Raw genomic sequence first — 18,186 nt, 5'->3', positions numbered from 1 at the left:
ATGGCACAAGATTATAAAAAACTTGCGGCAGATATCATTGACGGTGTCGGCGGCAAGGACAATGTTGACAAAGTCATTCACTGTATTTCCAGACTTCGCTTTTACTTAAAGGATGAAAAGAAAGCCGATACAGATAAAGTCACAAAAATAAACGGTGTCGCTGGAGCTGTTTACAATGCTGGACTTGGCCAATACCAGGTCGTTATCGGTCCAGCTGTCACAGATGTATATGATCAAGTCATCGACCAGTTGGGCAGCGATGTGATCGACCAAGAGGCGACCGATCAAGCAATAGCAGCTTCGACAGCTGACAAAAAACCAAAACCGACTAATCTATGGGGATGGATCGTGCGCGGATTTCAACTATTGATCGGAACGATAACCGGATCAATGATCCCTGTTATCGGCCTTTTAGCAGCATCCGGTATTTTAAAGGGTATTTTAACCTTCTTCACCTTTAACGTTCACCTGATCGACGTTAAATCGACTACTTATATAATCATTAACGCAATGGGTGATTCGACTTTCTACTTCCTGCCGATATTAGTCGGTTATACCGCTGCCAGGCAATTAAAGTCCGACCCGATCGTCGTTGCAGCGATCGCAGGTGTTTTAGTCCATCCAACGATCGCCGCTCTTTGGTCTGCACCGACACGCGGAATGAATACTCTCTTTGGTATTCCTTTAAACGCAAACTTTTTCGGGATCCCTATCCATATCCCGCAATACACTTATTCAATATTTCCAATAATTTTTGCCGCTTGGCTAGCTCGTCCAGTCGGCAATTGGCTGAAAAAAGTAATACCGATCAGCCTTCGTTCAATTTTCCAACCATTGTTTACCTTATTCATCGTTTCAGCAGCAGTCTTGGTCGTTATGGGACCAGTCATTTCCTTGATATCGGCAGGTCTAGCTGCCCTCATAAACTTCTTGGTAACTGCTAACGAAGCGATCGCAGGATTGATCATTGGAGCCTTTTATCAAGTCCTGGTTATTTTCGGACTTCATTGGATGGTCATACCGATCGTTTCCAACGATATCGCCACTACCGGACACTCTGTTTTAAACGGCCTGATCAATTTTACGATGATCGCACAAGGTGCCGGTGCTTTAGGTGTTTGGGCGAGAACCAAAAAACCAGATATCAAAGGCCTCTCTTTAGCGGGTGCCCTATCTGGTTTTGCCGGTGTTACTGAACCAGCGATGTATGGAATAAATTTGAAATACGGCCGTGTTTTCTGGATGGCCAACGTTGGCGGCGCAATAGGTACTTTTGTTGCAGGTCTGTTTCACGTAAATATGTATGGTTTCACTGGTTCATGGATCGGTTTCCCATCATTCTTTTCACGGACAAATCCAAATAACATATGGGTATTCTTGTTAGCCGGAATCATCACGACAGTTATTTCCTTTACAGCGGTATATCTGTGGGGATTCAAAGATTCTGATGTCGATAAAGTCAGGATCGTTGAAAAGAAAAACGTCTTTAAATCAGCGATTCAAAATAAATGAAAAAGGAGCTTTTGATGTCCAATTGGAAACTTTTGTACAATGATATTCCAAAAGGCCTTAAATCATACGACCAAGAATCCTTATTAACACTAGGCAACGGCTATATCGGTTGGCGCGGAGCGCCGCTTTTAAGCCGTTATGATGAAAATCATTATCCGGGATTATATGCCGCCGGGTTGTTTAATCAAACAATAACGCCGATCGCCGGCAGGCAGGTCGTAAATGAAGATATGGTTAATCTGCCGAATCCTCAACTGGTGAAGATTTTCGTTGATGGGGAGCCGATAGCCTTCGACCCTGTCGAAAGATCAGCAGAATTAAATTTTAAAAATGGACGATTGATCGAAAAATATCGCTTTAATAGTAAAAAAGGCAGCCTTAGCCTAGAAACTATCAAAGCTGTCGACCCGATACATTTTCATAGTTTCGGCTATAGATTGAAATTAAAAAGCGGCTTCGACGCAAAAATAGATATCGAAGCAATAATCGACGGTACCGTTCAAAACAAAAACGTTAAAAGATATCGCGATTTTCAATCACGAGAATTTACTATTATCGGCCGCCAAGAAAATATTTTAATGGCCAAAACGATAGCTTCAAAAATCGAGATCAGAGTCGGTGCGATAGATAAAAGCGGTCAAAGCAAATTCAGTGAAAGTTTCAGCGAAAATAAACTGTTTTCCAAGACCGCCTTTGATCTAAAGGCTGGTCAAGAATATTCGTTTGATCGTGTAATATCGGTCGCTACCAGTTACGAATGCCCAGATCCGGAAAAAATAGTCGAAGACGATCTATCGGCCTTATCTTTTCAAAAAATCCTTGATAATAGCGAAAATTATTGGGATCAGGTTTGGCAGAACAATGATATCAAGTTAGATACTCAAATACCTGATTTGCAAAAAATGATTAGAATGAACATTTTTCATCTAAATCAGGCAGCTCAACCGCAGGCCAATAAAAATCTTGATGCTTCAGTTGGATCAAGGGCATTGACCGGAGAAGGATATCGCGGCCATATTTTTTGGGATGAAATTTTTCTTATTCCTTATTATTCTGCTAATCGCCCAGAGACAGCAAAAGCGATCCTGAAATATCGGATCAAAAGATTGAAAGCTGCTAAAGAAAATGCTGCTCAAGAAAAAGAGCGCGGTGCAATGTATCCTTGGCAGTCCGCTATGTATGGGGATGAACAAGCGCAATTGATCCATTTAAACCCCGTTGATAACAGCTGGGACCCCGATAATTCTCGGCTGCAAAGACACGTTTCACTAGCGATCTTTTATGACCTTTGGTTTTATACTCATGTCACCAAAGACTTCAGTCTGTTAGATCAAGGCGGACTGGAGATGCTGATCGAAATAAGCCGTTTTTGGTTAAACAAAGCTGAATACGATCCAAAAGACCAGCGATATCATATTGCAGGAGTTATGGGACCTGATGAGTTTCACGAGGCTTATCCAAAGGCTGATCGAGGCGGTCTTAAAGACAATGCCTATACTAACCTTATGGCAGCCTGGATTTTTAGCAAGATCATTGAATTAAAAAATAGTTATGGGAAAATTTTCGACCAGATCGCTAAAAAAATTGATTTCACCGTGGAAGACCTTGATAAAATTGATAAAATATCCAAAAACATCGCTTTAGATATAAGCGATGATTCCGTGATCGCTCAATTTGATAAATACTTCGATTTAAAAGAATTAGATTTTCAACAATATATAAAAAAATATGGCGACATTCACCGAATCGATAGACTATTGAAAGCCGAAAACAAAAGTCCTGATCAATATCAAGTAGCAAAACAAGCAGATACTCTAATGCTGATTTACAATCTTGGTGTCACAGAGACACAAAAATTGATCGAACAGCTCGGATATCATTTGGCTAAAGATTGGCTGAAGAAAAACTATGATTATTATTTGAAAAGGACTGTACACGGTTCAACTACTTCTAGACCAGTATTTGCCGAGATAGCACTAAAAATCGGCAATAAAAAATCAGCAATAGATAATTTGGTAACAGCGATCAAGTCTGATTATGACGATATCCAAGGCGGAACGACCGCGGAAGGTATCCACATCGGTGTCATGGGGGAAACGATCAAGCTGCTGCAAAACGAATTTGCCGGCATAGATCTGCGGAATGATGTATTAAAAATCGACCCGAAGATACCAACGATTTTCAGATCAATGGCTTTCGGCTTGAAATATCAGGGAGCTGCTCTTAAATTTATCTTCACACCCGAATCGACAGATATAGTTTCCGATAAAAATATAAAAATAAAATTCAAAGATACTTATCTCGATTTAAAAGCCGATAAGCGCTGGCATTCATCATTGATAAAACAAAAAATATAAAAATAAATCAATAAAGATTAAAAAAACCTGCCAAAAAGGCAGGTTTTATTTTATATAGACAGATTTTGAATTCTATCAGTCTAACTTAGCAAAGTACAAAAGGGTACGGATCATGTTGCAAGTAAAACCGTTCTCGTTATCATACCAAGAAACAGTCTTAACTAATTGATGATCTCCGCCGGTAACGATCTGAGTTTGAGTTGGGTCAAAGACAGCTCCATGAGTATCGTTGATAATATCAGATGATACGATCTCATCGTCATTCCAGCCAAAGCTTTCGTTGTCCTTAGTGTATTCCTTGAAGGCTTCGTTAACTTCATCTTCAGTAACCTTCTTAGAAAGGATACTTACTAATTCAGTAACAGAACCATCGATAACAGCAACACGCTGAGCATGACCATTCATCTTGCCATCAACTTCAGGAACGACCAAACCGATAGCCTTGGCAGCACCAGAGCTGTGAGGAATAGTGTTCGCAGCAGCAGTACGGTTGTTGCGCTTCTTAGAACCGCGAGGTCCATCAAGGATCATCTGAGTAGAAGTGTAAGCATGAACAGTTGTCATAGTTCCAGCTTCAACACCAAACTTATCTTGTAACAGACGAGCCATTGGTGCCAATGACTGAGTCGTGCAAGAACCAGCAGAAACGATAGTGTCTTCCGGCTTCAAAACGTCTTGGTTAACACCATAAACGATCGTAGGAATATTTCCAGCTGGTGCAGAAATAAGCACACGCTTTGCACCGGCATCGATATGTGCCTGTGACTTTTCTTTAGAAGTGTAGAATCCAGTACACTCAAGTACGTATTCAACTCCATCATTCTTAACCCAAGGAAGGTTACGAGCATCTCTTTCAGAATAAATGTGGTAATCTTTACCATTTACAGTAAGGGTAGAAGTCTCATCATCAGCTGAAACATCAGCGTCCAAAGTACCATGAGTGGTATCATACTTAAGCAAATATGCGAGCATTGAAGGAGTAGTCAAATCATTGATGGCAACGACCTCAATGTCAGAAGCTTTATCTTGTAATGCTAAGATTCGACGAAATGCCAAACGGCCGATCCGTCCAAATCCATTAATACCAATCTTTACAGTCATGGAAATTTTCTCCTCTTTCTAGAATCTAATCAAATATTGGATATCGTCCTCTACCAGTATACCACTGGTTTTCTGACGAAAGCAGACACTCTTAGCAGTTAGTGAATTTTTTATTTTGTTTTATCTTCAACAAAAAAACAAATAAAGTACGGCTTTCTTGTATAATAGTATTTGGTTTTGCGCGAGTAGTGTAATGGATCATCACGTAGGATTCCGGTTCCTGAGATGAGGGTTCGATTCCCTCCTTGCGCATTTTAATTGTTGACATATGGGTCTTTTAAGCCTATTATGTGGCGAATTAAGCAAAAAAATCCCGAAATAAAAAATACTAAATCAGATAATATTTAGCGGCGGATACTGTATATGTCCAAAAAAGACAGCAGTCATCTGTTTTGGTAATTAAAAATATTATTATTAGTATCATTGGTCAATGAAACAAGATCAGGGTTAAAACTAAATGAATCTAATAAATCAATCGATGGCGTTGATGGTCGGATGCTCTTTTGTTTAGTCTACTCGCTGCATTATGATCCGACCATATACTTGTCTAGCTAATTGATTGACCGGAGATAGAATATAGCCATTCTTTGAAAAAGACTTGATTATAAATTTTTTGGTCTGGGGATCGCTGCCTTCGTCGATCAAAGAAAATATAAAATTATTTTTTTTAAAACTTATTTTATATTTAAAAGCTTGCGAATTATAACATTGATAATTATTAAGATTGCGATGATAATTTAGAAAAACGCGATCTTTTTTAAAAAAAGCTTTTTGTTTGGGAAATTCGTTTGACGAGCTCAGGCTCCATGGCGAGCCCTTTTTCAACCTGCGAACGACATTATTGCAGCGTCTTAGGCTGGCTTGTTCCTGTCGAAAAGCAAAGAAGGATAATGATAAAACAGCGACCGCAACTAATAAAATAGCCAATAAAAATCCACTGCGCTTTTTAAACATCAATACTATCTCCTTTACTCTGTACTACATTAAATAGTACAGCATCAAGCATTGGAAGGTCAAATAAAAAAACCGCCTTTTAGCAGTTTCTTACGCAACATTTTTTATTTGAACTCACCAGCGGCGATTTTTTCAAGCAGATCTCGCGAAGGAATGAAAAACAACTGCCCGGATAATATTTGAGAAAAAGTTAATAGATAATCAGATGTACCGACCATTTGTTCCAGCATTAATTTAGTTACCTGCCAGTGACGAGCGTAGCCCATAAAATAGGTTCCGGTCTTCCCGGAAGCAGGATCAGAAAAAGGTACGTTCATGCGAATTATTTTTTGTTCTTCACCGTTCAATTCAATTTTTGAACTAACGTTGTGTGCGTTTTTATATTTTTCCTGATCTTCCAGCTCGAGATCACTGAATTTTTCTCTGCCGACAGCTTTCTCTTGTTCTTCAGTCTTCAATTGATTCCAAAAATCCATATCATGGATCCATTTTTGCGCAAATGCATAAGATCCATTAGTAAATTCCGGATCTTCATCCCCTACTAAAGCATAGTCAGCAGCATCTTCCGGAGCAGGCGCCTCCGTACCATCGATAAAACCAATAATGGCTCGCCCTTCAAAGTAGCGGAAGCCCTTTGTCTCATCAACGACCTCTGTAATATCCTTTAAAAACCGACGAAATTGTGTCTGTGTTTCATAAACGACTGCTTCATCACCGGCGCGAATATGAAAGAATAAATCGCCTTCAGTAGCAGGCATTGAATATTCAGGTCCCTTTGAACCTTGATAGGTCTCCAGTTCTTTAGGAACCGGTGCATCAGGAAAAAGGTAATCCCAGGCACTGCGGCTAAAACCGAAGGCAACTTTCAGATTAGAATCTCCGTTTGGCTGAGCATCGCGAATCCGCAAAGAGCGAATGATCGCTTGAGAACGATCTGCAAATTCAGCGATCGTTTCTTGATCTTTTTTTCGATCTTCTCTTTTTAATTTTAAAACGGTAAATTGAACATTAGTACCGATATCTTTCCAAACATCTTGGGCTTTACTAGGGTCGATCATCATTTTTCCTCCTTGATCCCTTACCCAATTAAATTAACAAAAAAAATCACTTATAAGCAAGTCGATAATTAAATTATTTTTCCGAAGCCGCTTGTTTCGGCAAAATTAAATTAAGCAAAATACCCAATACGGTCGCTAATGCAACCCCAGTAAAACTTAGATCGATACCATGAATCGTCAACTGCAAGCTGTAATTGCCGATTCCGATAACCAGAATCGGTGCAGCGATCATCAAATTCCTTTTTTTCGAATAATCGATCTTATTATCAACGATTATTTGCAAACCGGCAGCAGCGATAACCCCATAAAGCATAAAACCAACGCCGCCGATAACTGCTCCGGGAACCGTCTGGATCAAAGCGGAAAGTTTGCCAATAAAACTGAGAACAACAGCCAAAACCGCTGCTCCTCCAATGACCCAAACTGAATAAACTTTACTCATTTGCATAACACCGATATTTTCGCCATAAGAAGTTACAGCCGGGCCGCCGACCAAAGATGCAGCGATCGAAGCAGTACCGTCTCCGGTTAAAGTCTTATGAAGACCAGGATCTTTAAAGAAATTTTTACCGGTTATTTTGTCTAAAACCATGATGTGACCTAAATGTTCAGAAATCGTGACTAAGGCCAAAGGAGCCATGCTGAGGACGGCCGTGGGATAAAAACGCGGGCTCTCAAAAAGAGAGTTGAAATTTGGCAATGCGAACCAATGAGCTGCCATAACCGGCTGAAAGTCGACTAATCCAAATAAAACAGCCAAAACATAACCTGTGATTATGCCCAGCAGAACCGGGATCATTCCGAAAAATCCCTTTAAAAACATGTTATAAGCGATCGTTGCAAGTAATGTTAAAAGTGCCACTGTAAAGATCCGCAGATCAAAATGGTGAGTAACTGAATTGATAGTTGCGTTGGTTGCAGCTGATCCCGCTAATGAAAGACCAATGACCATTACGATCGGGCCAACGACTTCCGGCGGAAAAACTTTAGCGATCCAATTAGAACCAAATCGCGAAACGATCAAAGCGACGATCAAATAAACAAGACCGACTGAGAAAACACCTTGTGCAACTGCCGGATAACCAAAAGATTTCATCAAGCTCGTCATTGGGATGATGAAAGCAAAACTAGAACCCATGTATGCCGGGATCTTTCCTCGCGTTATCAGCATATGCAATAAAGTACCAACACCAGACGAGAAAATGGCAACTCCTGGATTTAAGCCGACTAATAAAGGCACCAGCACAGTTGCACCAAACATACTGAATAAATGTTGAAAACTCAGACCCAGCATCGAAACAAACGGCGGCCGCTGGTGCAGGTCATAGATAGAACCATTCGCATTTCTTTCTTTCATTTTTAATCTCCTCTTCAAAAATGTGCTGAATAAGAAAAAACGCAACCACCGCTCGCCTTAGCGAGTAGTGATCGCGTTGAAATCGTTTAGATCTTGTTTTCTGCATCTTTGCACTGCTCATAATTAAAGCAGGATAAACAAACAAAGTCAAGCAAATTTTTCATTTTTTTAGTTATTCGATAAAGCTTTTTCAGCTGCTCTTTGGCGATCACGCTGCATGATCGGACCTAAGTACTGCCCAGTATACGATTCTTTGACATCCGCAATATGTTCCGGAGTGCCTGCAGCAACAACTGATCCGCCGCCGTCACCGCCTTCCGGACCAAGATCGATGACCCAATCAGCAGTTTTAATAACATCTAAATTGTGTTCGATGACCAAAACAGTATTGCCGGCTTCAACCAAGCGGTGAAGAACAGCAAGCAGGCGTTTTATATCATCAGTATGCAGGCCGGTGGTCGGTTCATCTAAAATATAAAAATTCTTGCCAGATTGCAAACGGTGCAATTCACTGGCCAATTTCATACGCTGCGCTTCCCCGCCTGAAAGAGTCGTTGCTGATTGGCCAAGGCGAACATAACCCAAACCGACATCTTGGATCGTTTGAAGCTTGCGCGCTATTTTAGGAATAGCAGCGAAGAAAGGCAAAGCTTCGTCAACTGTCATATTCAATACATCAGCGATATTTTTGCCTTTATAGGTCACTTCTAAAGTTTCGGAATTATAACGAGTACCATTGCAGACTTCACAAGTAACATAAACATCAGGCAAAAAATTCATTTCGATTTTGATGATACCGTCTCCCTGACAATTTTCACAGCGCCCGCCTTTAACGTTGAAAGAAAAGCGTCCTTTACTGTAACCGCGCATTTTCGCCTCATTCGTTTGTGCGAACAGACCGCGAATATCATCAAAAACACCGGTATAAGTTGCCGGATTAGACCGCGGTGTCCGCCCGATCGGCGATTGATCGATATCGATGATCTTTTCGATATTTTCGTAGCCGGTGATAGTTTTATATTTGCCCGGACGCTGTGAATTGCCGTTTAATTTTTGCTTTAACGCGGTTTTTAAAATGGAATTGACCAAGGTCGATTTGCCGGAACCGGAAACACCGGTCACAGCTATGAATTCTCCCAAAGGGAATTTAACCTTGATATTTTTCAAATTGTTCTCAGCTGCTCCGGTTATCTCGACAAACTGGCCATTACCGCGACTGCGCTTTTCTGGAACAGGAATAAACTTTTTGCCGGACAGATACTGTCCTGTGATAGAATGACGGTTTCTTTCGACTTGTTTTGGGGTACCGGCTGCCATGACCTGACCGCCGTTCTCACCAGCGCCGGGACCGAAATCGATCAAATAATCAGCCGCTCTCATAGTATCTTCATCATGTTCGACAACGACTAAAGTATTACCAAGATCGCGCATTTTTTTCAGAGAATCGAGCAGCATATCATTATCACGCTGGTGCAGGCCGATCGAAGGCTCATCTAACACATATAAAACTCCTGATAAATTAGAACCGATCTGGGTCGCCAATCTGATCCGCTGGCTTTCGCCGCCAGAAAGCGTGCCGGCAGAACGGCTTAAAGTAAGATAGCCAAGACCAACTGATACCAAAAAGCCAAGCCGGTCAGCAACTTCTTTAACGATCGGTGCAGCAACTTCTTGATCATTGGGACCTAATTGCAGACTCTTAAAAAAAGCTAATTCATCAACGACCGCCATATCGACGACTTGGCCGATATGCTTATGTTTTATCTTGACTGACAGAGCAGCTGGATTAAGACGGAAACCATGACATGCCGGACAAGTATTTTCCGACATATACTGGGCCATGACTTGACGGGTAAATTCAGAATTAGAGTCGTTAAAACGCCTCTCGATATTATTCAAGACGCCTTCGAAAGGAATGTCTGTATCGCGAACGCCGCCGAATTCATTTTCATAATGAAAGTGAAATTTCTTTTTGCTGTAACCGTTTAAGATCCTGTTTTGCTGTCCCTTCGGCAGCTTATGCCAAGGAGTATCAAGATCGATATCATTCTGTTGACAAAACTGAGCAAGCATCTGCGGATAATAATTAGAAGAGATCGGGTTCCAAGGTGCGACCGCCCCCTGGCGCAAGGTCAGGTCTTTATTCGGCACGACCAGATCCGGATCTACTTTTCGCAATACACCTAATCCCTGGCAAAGTTCGCAAGCACCCATCGGAGCATTGAAAGAAAATAAACGCGGTTCCAAACGACCGATTCGATAATCTTTTAAAAGACCTGAATAATGATCAGAATATTTTTCTTTTCGGCCATGTAATTCTTCAACGATGACTTGGCCGCCGGCAATTTGAGCAGCTGATTCGATCGCATCGAACAAACGCGAACGAACACCGCTTTTTAAAATTATTCGGTCGATCATTATTTCGATCGTATGTTTTGTCTCCCGATCCAGTTTTAGATCCTGAGTATCATCTAATTCAACCAGCCGGCCATCTATCCTTGCTCTGATGTAGCCGAGTTTCTTTGCCTTGTTCAAGGCTTGTTGGTGTGTTCCGGCTTGATTTTCGATGATCGGTGCAAAAATTTGCAGCCTTGCCCCGTCCCCGAATTTCAAAGCTCGTTCGACCATTTGATCTATGGTATACAAAACGATCGTGCCGTCATTCGGCTGATCAGGACGACCGATACGCGCAAAAAGCAAGCGCAAATAATCGTTGATCTCGGTTACCGTACCAACAGTCGATCGAGGATTATTATTAGTAGTTTTTTGATCGATGGAAATAGCCGGAGACAGTCCTTCGATCGAATCGACGTCCGGCTTTTCCATTTGACCCAAAAATTGCCGCGCATAAGCCGATAAGCTTTGAACATAACGCCGCTGGCCTTCGGCATAAAGTGTATCAAAAGCCAAACTAGATTTTCCGGAACCTGATAAACCGGTCAAGACCGTTAGACTATCTCGCGGAATATCTACGTCAACATTTTTAAGATTATGCGAACGGGCGCCGCGAATAGAAATGTATTTTTTTGCCATATAAAGCTATTTTAAAACTTTTTATAACAAAAAATACGAACTAACGTTCGTATTTTAAAATTATCCAATTTTTAGGCTTCTTTTTTCATTTTTGCTTTGAATTCAATGATCATATCACGCAATTGAGCAGCTTCTTCGAACTCCATTTTTTTGGCTGCCGATTTCATTTGTTCAGTCAAGCTTTTGATCATGTCGCGCTGATCGCTTTTAGGCATATCGGAAAAGGCAACTTTGGTCAGATCCATCGATTTATCATCTTCGCTATCGGCTTGGTGGGATATCTGAATAGCTGCTCTGACCGGTTTTTTGATCGTTGTCGGTGTGATGCCGTGTTCCTGATTATACTTGATCTGGATCTGACGGCGGCGCGCAGTTTCATCGATCGCTTTTTGCATGTTATCCGTGATCCTGTCGCCATACATGATCACATGACCATTAGAATTACGTGCAGCACGCCCAATAGTCTGGATCAATGATCGTTCATTGCGCAAAAATCCATCTTTATCAGCGTCCAAAATTGCGACAAGACTAACTTCCGGTACGTCAAGACCTTCTCTTAACAAGTTGATACCGACCAATACGTCAAATTTTCCCAAACGAAGATCGCGAATGATCTCTGTTCGCTCCAAAGTCTTGATATCACTGTGCAGATACCTGACTTTAATACCATTTTCCCTTAAATAAGAAGTCAGATCTTCTGACATCTTCTTGGTTAAAGTAGTAACGAAAACTCGTTCATTTTTTTCCGTACGCTTATTGATCTCGCCAAGAAGATCGTCGATCTGTCCCATGATCGGTCTTACTTCTATTTCAGGATCAAGAAGACCTGTCGGCCTGATTATTTGTTCAGCCACGTTTTCCGATGATACTCTGGCTAATTCGTAATCACCAGGAGTCGCTGACATATAAACGACTTGGTTAATATGTTTTTCAAATTCCGGTAATTTTAAAGGACGATTATCTAAGGCTGACGGCAAGCGGAAACCATAATCGACTAAAGTCTGCTTACGGGCACGATCACCGTTATACATCCCCCGTACCTGAGGCATCGTGACATGGCTCTCGTCGACGACCAGCAAGAAATCTTTAGGAAAGAAATCAAGCAAGGTAAAAGGGGGCTCGCCTTGTTTGCGGCCGTCCATCCAGCGAGAATAATTTTCAATACCGTTGGTATAACCCATTTCCAAAAGCATCTCGATATCGTATTCAGTCCTCTGCTTGATGCGCTGCGCCTCTAAAAGCTTGCCCTGCTGCTCGAACTTTTTGACCTGCTCTTCCATCTCTAGACGGATACCATCGGTGGCTCTTTTCAAAATATCATCATTGGTCATGAAATGTTTAGCCGGGAAAATCGAGATAAAATCATCATCAAGCATAACTTCGCCAGTCAGAGAGTTTATCTCGCGGATCCGGTCGATCTCATCACCGAAGAATTCTATACGGATAGCTTTTTCGTCTTCAGAAGCCGGAAAGATCTCTACGACATCGCCGCGAACACGAAAAGTGCCGCGCGAAAAGTCGATATCATTTCTAACATACTGGATATCTATCAAGCGGCGCATAAGATTATCGCGCCCAAATTCATCGCCGACTCTCAAACTGATCACATGATCCTTATATTGATGCGGATCACCTAAGCCGAAGATAGAAGAAACCGAAGCCACAACTATCGTATCGTTGCGCGAAAGCAAACTGCTGGTAGCACTATTGCGCAGTTTATCTATTTCATCATTGATGCTGGCATCTTTTTCAATATAAGTATCTGAAGAAGGTACATAGGCTTCCGGTTGATAGTAGTCATAGTAGGAAACAAAATACTCGACCGCATTTTCCGGGAAAAAGCTTTTCATTTCACTATAAAGCTGACCAGCCAAAGTCTTGTTATGAGATAGTATCAGCGTTGGTTTATTGACCGAAGCAATGACGTTGGAAATAGTAAAAGTTTTGCCGGTCCCGGTAGCACCCAGCAAGATCTGTTCCTTAACGCCGCGATTAATACCGCTTACAAGCTGTCTGATAGCTTGAGGCTGATCTCCTGTCGCCTGATACTGACTATGTAATTTGAATTTTCCTGGCAAACGTGTTTCTAATTCCATAGTTCAATTATCTCATTTAAAGTAAGCGGGGTCGAATTTTTGCTCAATAAAAATAAAAATAGTTCCAGGAATTTTAAAGATACAGTTTGATTGCATAATAAAAACCTACCAATTTTAATGTTGGTAGGTTTTTATTATGCAATGTTCAGTTGGTATTTACGTTTGTTCGTTAACAGCAAGCTATTTTGCTGCTTATCGAGCAACCATTTGTTCTGAAACATATCGAGCATAAAGTTTATGATTTTTGATCAACTCTTGATGCTTTCCAGCGCCGGTGACCCGGCCTTTTTCGATGAAGTATATCTGGTCAGCATCGACGATCGTTGACAGCCTATGTGCGATGACCAAGGTCGTTCGATTTTTCATCAGCTGTTCAAGAGCTTTCTGCACCATTGCTTCTGATTCAGAATCCAAACTGGCGGTCGCTTCGTCCAACATCAATATTTTCGGATCTCTCAAGAAGGCTCGCGCGATCGCCAAACGTTGTCTTTGACCTCCGGAAACTTTTACACCGCGTTCACCGACTTGAGTATCTAATCGTTCTGGTAAATTTTTAACGAAGCCATCAGCGAAAGCTAATCGCAAAACCCGCCAAAGATCTTCATCGGAATATTTTCCATCCAAACCATAAGTTAGATTTTCGCGAATAGTGCCGGCCATGATCGCAGAATCTTGTGAAACAAAACCAATTTGCGAACGCCATGATTTCAAGGAAATATCTTCGATATTATCATCACCGATCTTTATATAGCCACTAGTCGGATCATAAAACCGTTCAAGCAGCTGGAAGATCGTCGTTTTGCCGCCACCGGAAGGACCAGCAAAAGCAACGATCGAATTTGGTTTTGCAGAAAATGATATGCCTTGTAAGATCGGTTTCCCTTTTTCATATGCAAAGTCTACATTTTCGGCAGCTAAAGTTTTTCCTTGAAGATCAACATCTTGGCCTTGATCGATCTGCTCGACCGGTTCAGCCAGCAAGTCGATCAAACGTTTTGTCGCCCCTTGAGTTTTCGCAAAAGTAGAACCAAAAGTGCCGATACTGACTAATGCAGGCATGATCTGAAACATATACATGATAAAGCTGAACAAAGTCCCGATCGTTGATTCGCCTCTTGCAACACGCAAAGAACCAACAACTAAAATCAAGACAAATAACCCCATCATGACCATCGTCATGATCGGACCCATGACTCCATCGACGATCGCTTCGCGACGACCGAATTTAAACAATTTTTCTATTTGCGAAAAACCCCGGTGTAAAGAAAAATTCTCAGCATCAGATGATTTTACCAAACGCATTTCCGCCAGGGTCTCTTGTGAAGATCCAGTAAATTCAGCCATTGCGTCCTGCGTAGCTCTGCCGACTCGAGAACCAAATACAAAAACCGGTGTAACCAATAAGATCGTCACTGGAACAGCGAGAAAGATCCAGACCGCCATATGCCAATCAGTGGTGAACATCAAAATGACAGCACCGATCATCGAAATCATGCTGGTCAAAAAACCCGGCAGCGAATTAGCGACCAAAGTTTTTACCTGAGCAGTATCACTGGTAAGGCGCGAAGTCGTTTCCCCTGATTTCACTCTGTCAAAATAAGCTATCTTAAAGGATATTAACTTCTGCCAAACGATCTTGCGCAGATTGGCCACCAGCTGTTCACCGGCGACCCCTGTCAAAAAACTGCCGAATGCTGAAACGACAGCTCCGCCGATAAATAGTGCAAACACGAGCATAACTAAATTTCCATCAAGCCGGACCTGACTTATATTCCTGCCGCTAAAAGAATTTATAAGTTGACCGGCGACCCTTGGTGTCAATAAATTAAAAAATACACCGATAATAGAAAAAAGAAGTCCTGATACCATCCAGCGATATTGCGGTTTAGCTCTTTTAATGATGCCCCACATTCCCGATACGCTGGCTTTATTTCGTCGCCGATTTTTTATTTTTAACGATAGTGCCATCGACTATCCTCCTAAGATCTGCTTTTTTAAAACCCGTGGTGCCGATCACCATTTCGATGGCGGTTCCGCAAAAAATTCATAAATCTCTCATCGCCAAAATGATCGCCGGCAGTGAAATGGTGTTCCAGCAAATGATCAAATATCATTTGCTCGCCTTGATCAAGGTTTGATCGAGTCGAATTAATAAAATCAGGTGAAGAAACATGTTGATTCAGCTTATGCAAACTTTTCCCCAATCGATCCAACTCATCTTCGCTAAAAATGTCAAACATTTTGGATCGAAAATCCTGACGATCATGGTCTATTTTGTTTAGATGATCCAGACCTTCAGAAGTTATTTTTAAACGGGTTATCCGAGCATCATATTGATCCTTGATCCTTAAAATATAATTATTTTTTTCCAATTTCCTTATGATCTGCGTGACTGAAGCCGGTTTGATATCCAAAAGTTCTGCAATGGTGCCGGCAGTCAAATCATTTTTCGTTTCTGCCAATATCCTTAAAAGACGTCGACTATTATCAGGTCGCTCATGCGGATGGCCATATAATATTCGCGCCGTCAACCATATCGCCGGCTGGTGAAATAACTGTGTAAATTCTTCGAAAACTTGTCGGTCGTCCATCGTTCCTCCATCATTTAGTTAGTTATAAATAAATTTAACAAAATAATTATAACCGATTTATTTAGTTTAAACGACAAATAACTAAATATTTGCATATCAACAAAATTGACAGACGATATTTCATAGTTTATTCTTTACTAAATAGTAATTATTACTATTTAGTAAAGAAGGAGTTTATTTTAATGGAAAAAACAGATCTATCCAGTGCCTATAGAAGATTAAAAAAACCAAATATAAAAACAAGAAAAAGAGCCCTGAAAATAATCAGAGAATATAAACGCCAGCAAGCATTAAAAAATATTCAAATGAAGGAACTTTTGAATATAAAGGGACAGTGATCGACGACCAATAACATAAATAAACAAAGAGTATAAATATTTTAAAAAATATCTTTTTAAAACCGTTAACCAATTAAAAAAAGTTATAAAAAATGTCAAATAATCTGACATAAAAATGAACAAACGTATAAAAGGCACATATAACCTATCTTAAATAAGAGCTATTTAAGGCAGCTAGCTTATCTATCTCTTATTTTAGGAGGTCTGTTATGAAGTCTGGAATTGCAAAAAATAAAGATGGAACGCGGCGAGCTCTCAGCAACCGCCACGTTCAAATGATCGCGATCGGCGGTACGATCGGTACCGGACTATTCTTAGGATCCGGCAGTACCATCAGCAGGACCGGTCCTTCGATCTTGATAGTCTATTTAGTATTAGGCTTGTTTTTCTTTTTGATGATGCGTGCGATCGGTGAAATGTTTTATTCCGATCCATCTCAACACACTTTTGTTTCGTTTATCTCACGGTACCTGGGTCCAACTGTCGGACATTTTACCGGCTGGACATATTGGATCGGTTTGGTCTTTGTCTGCATGGCGGAATTAACCGCTGTTGCGTCTTATGTCAGATACTGGTTCCCCACCTTCCCTTCTTGGATCGTAGAAATAATTTTTTTGGTCGTCTTAGCCGGGGTAAATTTGATTGCAGCTCGCTTGTTTGGCGAAGCAGAATTTTGGTTTGCGATGATCAAGATCGTCGCTATATTAGCAATGATCGTGACTGGTATTTTTATGATGACCAGCCACTCGGTCACCCCGCTGGGACACGCGTCGTTGTCAAACATTTTTCATAATTATACTTTGTTTCCCCGCGGCGGTTTTAATTTCGTTTCCGCTTTCCCAATGGTTTTCTTTGCTTTTCAAGGAATAGAGTTTGTCAGCATCACCATCGGCGAGGCAAAAACACCCCATGCCGTCATTAAAAAAGCAGTCAACGAAACTTTATTTCGGATATTGCTATTTTATATCGGTGCCTTGATCGTCATCATGGGTATAATACCCTGGACCTCATTATCGCCCGACAGCAGTCCTTTCGTCCAAGTTTTCAGATTAGCAGGTTTTCCAGCGGCTGCAGCTACGATAAATTTCGTTGTTTTGACTTCTGCCGCATCATCACTCAATAGCTGCATTTTTTCAGCCGGCAGACATTTTTATCAGTTAGCCACCGAGGTCCCGGAAAACAGCTGGATGCACAAGACATTTGCAAAAATTTCAAAAAACGGTGTCCCTGCCGCAGCGATCATTTTTTCAGCGATCCTCGTTTTAGTAACACCGCTGATGAGCTTAACAACTGCCGTTAGTTCCGTATTTACGATCGTGACAGGCGTCTCCAGCGATATGTATATCATCGTTTACACCCTAGCGATGCTGGCACATAGAAAATATCGTGCATCAAGTGATTTTCTGCCGAATGGATTTTTGATGCCGGCCTACAAAGTCGCCAGCCCCCTAACGATCATGTTCTTCGGTATAATTTTTATAAGCCTGTTCTTCATTCCTGAAGATATCATCGGCGCGATCGGCGCGATCGTTTGGACTTTGGTCTTTGGAGGCTTGGAATACTTCCGTCAAAAGAAACTGGTGCCATCAAACGTTTGATCATAGAGAGACTAGTTGCCTAGTTAAATAAAAATATTTAATTTTCTTAGAAATAAAAGATAGCAAGAACAGCCAGACCGTTGGCTGTTTTTTATATCAGCTCTTTATCAGCCGGCAAAGCAAGTCAAAAATGGTTTAATGTGTAATAGAAACATCTTTTATAACTTCCTACTATATAATTAGCAGCAAGA

Annotated in this window: 12 protein-coding genes and 1 tRNA gene; 5 read left to right on the top strand and 8 right to left on the bottom strand. The window is 41.2% G+C overall.

Going from position 1 to position 18,186, the window contains the following annotated elements; all coding sequences use genetic code 11:
- Both ACKP2L_RS01970 and ACKP2L_RS01965 read left to right on the top strand, forming a co-directional pair.
- Entirely contained in the window at window positions 1-1,512 is a 1,512-nt protein-coding gene (locus ACKP2L_RS01970; RefSeq protein WP_439425716.1) for a PTS transporter subunit EIIC, read from the top strand.
- A gap of 14 nt (window positions 1,513-1,526) precedes the next feature.
- Window positions 1,527-3,869 carry a glycoside hydrolase family 65 protein gene (locus ACKP2L_RS01965; protein ID WP_439425715.1) on the top strand — a complete coding sequence of 781 codons (2,343 nt, stop codon included), beginning with the start codon at window positions 1,527-1,529 and terminating at the stop codon, window positions 3,867-3,869.
- A gap of 75 nt (window positions 3,870-3,944) precedes the next feature.
- Here ACKP2L_RS01965 and gap read toward each other — a convergent pair whose 3' ends face one another.
- Window positions 3,945-4,970, bottom strand: coding sequence for a type I glyceraldehyde-3-phosphate dehydrogenase (gene gap, locus ACKP2L_RS01960; protein ID WP_439425714.1), 1,026 nt, complete (start codon window positions 4,968-4,970; stop codon window positions 3,945-3,947).
- Window positions 4,971-5,149: 179 nt separating this feature from the next.
- On the opposite strand from gap, the gene ACKP2L_RS01955 reads away from it, so the two are divergent.
- A tRNA-Arg gene (locus ACKP2L_RS01955) sits at window positions 5,150-5,222 on the top strand.
- A 255-nt stretch (window positions 5,223-5,477) separates the two neighbouring features.
- Here the strand turns inward: ACKP2L_RS01955 and ACKP2L_RS01950 are convergent.
- The 7 genes from ACKP2L_RS01950 to ACKP2L_RS01920 form a co-directional block, all read right to left on the bottom strand.
- Window positions 5,478-5,924, bottom strand: coding sequence for a hypothetical protein (locus tag ACKP2L_RS01950; RefSeq protein ID WP_439425713.1), 447 nt, complete (start codon window positions 5,922-5,924; stop codon window positions 5,478-5,480).
- Window positions 5,925-6,028: 104 nt separating this feature from the next.
- Window positions 6,029-6,985, bottom strand: a complete 957-nt coding sequence (locus tag ACKP2L_RS01945; RefSeq protein ID WP_439425712.1) for a Dyp-type peroxidase — start codon at window positions 6,983-6,985, stop codon at window positions 6,029-6,031.
- 70 nt (window positions 6,986-7,055) lie between these two features.
- A complete protein-coding gene (locus ACKP2L_RS01940) occupies window positions 7,056-8,339 on the bottom strand; it encodes a solute carrier family 23 protein (protein ID WP_439425711.1) in 1,284 nt (427 codons plus the stop codon).
- A gap of 168 nt (window positions 8,340-8,507) precedes the next feature.
- Window positions 8,508-11,372, bottom strand: coding sequence for an excinuclease ABC subunit UvrA (uvrA, locus tag ACKP2L_RS01935; RefSeq protein WP_439425710.1), 2,865 nt, complete (start codon window positions 11,370-11,372; stop codon window positions 8,508-8,510).
- Window positions 11,373-11,443: 71 nt separating this feature from the next.
- Window positions 11,444-13,468, bottom strand: coding sequence for an excinuclease ABC subunit UvrB (gene uvrB / locus ACKP2L_RS01930; protein WP_439425709.1), 2,025 nt, complete (start codon window positions 13,466-13,468; stop codon window positions 11,444-11,446).
- 192 nt (window positions 13,469-13,660) lie between these two features.
- Window positions 13,661-15,436 carry an ABC transporter ATP-binding protein gene (locus ACKP2L_RS01925; RefSeq protein WP_439425708.1) on the bottom strand — a complete coding sequence of 592 codons (1,776 nt, stop codon included), beginning with the start codon at window positions 15,434-15,436 and terminating at the stop codon, window positions 13,661-13,663.
- A gap of 26 nt (window positions 15,437-15,462) precedes the next feature.
- The gene (locus tag ACKP2L_RS01920) at window positions 15,463-16,059 is read right to left on the bottom strand and encodes a MarR family winged helix-turn-helix transcriptional regulator (RefSeq protein WP_439425707.1); all 597 of its coding nucleotides are present in this window, start codon (window positions 16,057-16,059) and stop codon (window positions 15,463-15,465) included.
- Between the two features lie 182 nt (window positions 16,060-16,241).
- Here ACKP2L_RS01920 and ACKP2L_RS01915 point away from each other — a divergent pair, with 182 nt between their 5' ends.
- Complete coding sequence (locus ACKP2L_RS01915; RefSeq protein WP_439425706.1) at window positions 16,242-16,397, top strand: putative metal homeostasis protein; 156 nt, start codon at window positions 16,242-16,244, stop codon at window positions 16,395-16,397.
- A 209-nt stretch (window positions 16,398-16,606) separates the two neighbouring features.
- Complete coding sequence (locus ACKP2L_RS01910; protein WP_439425705.1) at window positions 16,607-17,995, top strand: amino acid permease; 1,389 nt, start codon at window positions 16,607-16,609, stop codon at window positions 17,993-17,995.
- Window positions 17,996-18,186: the final 191 nt, after the last annotated feature.

This window comes from Oenococcus alcoholitolerans (genome assembly GCF_051852995.1).
Classification (GTDB): Bacteria; Bacillota; Bacilli; order Lactobacillales; family Lactobacillaceae; genus Oenococcus; species Oenococcus alcoholitolerans.
The sequence above is the reverse complement of the archived record's forward strand: the minus strand, read 5'-3'. Positions and strand labels throughout refer to the sequence as shown.

Coding starts and splice junctions, on each gene's coding strand:
- ACKP2L_RS01970 (WP_439425716.1), top strand. CDS start 1: ATGGCACAAGATTATAAAAAACTTGCGGCAGATATCATTGACGGTGTC.
- ACKP2L_RS01965 (WP_439425715.1), top strand. CDS start 1,527: ATGTCCAATTGGAAACTTTTGTACAATGATATTCCAAAAGGCCTTAAA.
- gap (WP_439425714.1), bottom strand. CDS start 4,970: ATGACTGTAAAGATTGGTATTAATGGATTTGGACGGATCGGCCGTTTG.
- ACKP2L_RS01950 (WP_439425713.1), bottom strand. CDS start 5,924: ATGTTTAAAAAGCGCAGTGGATTTTTATTGGCTATTTTATTAGTTGCG.
- ACKP2L_RS01945 (WP_439425712.1), bottom strand. CDS start 6,985: ATGATGATCGACCCTAGTAAAGCCCAAGATGTTTGGAAAGATATCGGT.
- ACKP2L_RS01940 (WP_439425711.1), bottom strand. CDS start 8,339: ATGAAAGAAAGAAATGCGAATGGTTCTATCTATGACCTGCACCAGCGG.
- uvrA (WP_439425710.1), bottom strand. CDS start 11,372: ATGGCAAAAAAATACATTTCTATTCGCGGCGCCCGTTCGCATAATCTT.
- uvrB (WP_439425709.1), bottom strand. CDS start 13,468: ATGGAATTAGAAACACGTTTGCCAGGAAAATTCAAATTACATAGTCAG.
- ACKP2L_RS01925 (WP_439425708.1), bottom strand. CDS start 15,436: ATGGCACTATCGTTAAAAATAAAAAATCGGCGACGAAATAAAGCCAGC.
- ACKP2L_RS01920 (WP_439425707.1), bottom strand. CDS start 16,059: ATGGACGACCGACAAGTTTTCGAAGAATTTACACAGTTATTTCACCAG.
- ACKP2L_RS01915 (WP_439425706.1), top strand. CDS start 16,242: ATGGAAAAAACAGATCTATCCAGTGCCTATAGAAGATTAAAAAAACCA.
- ACKP2L_RS01910 (WP_439425705.1), top strand. CDS start 16,607: ATGAAGTCTGGAATTGCAAAAAATAAAGATGGAACGCGGCGAGCTCTC.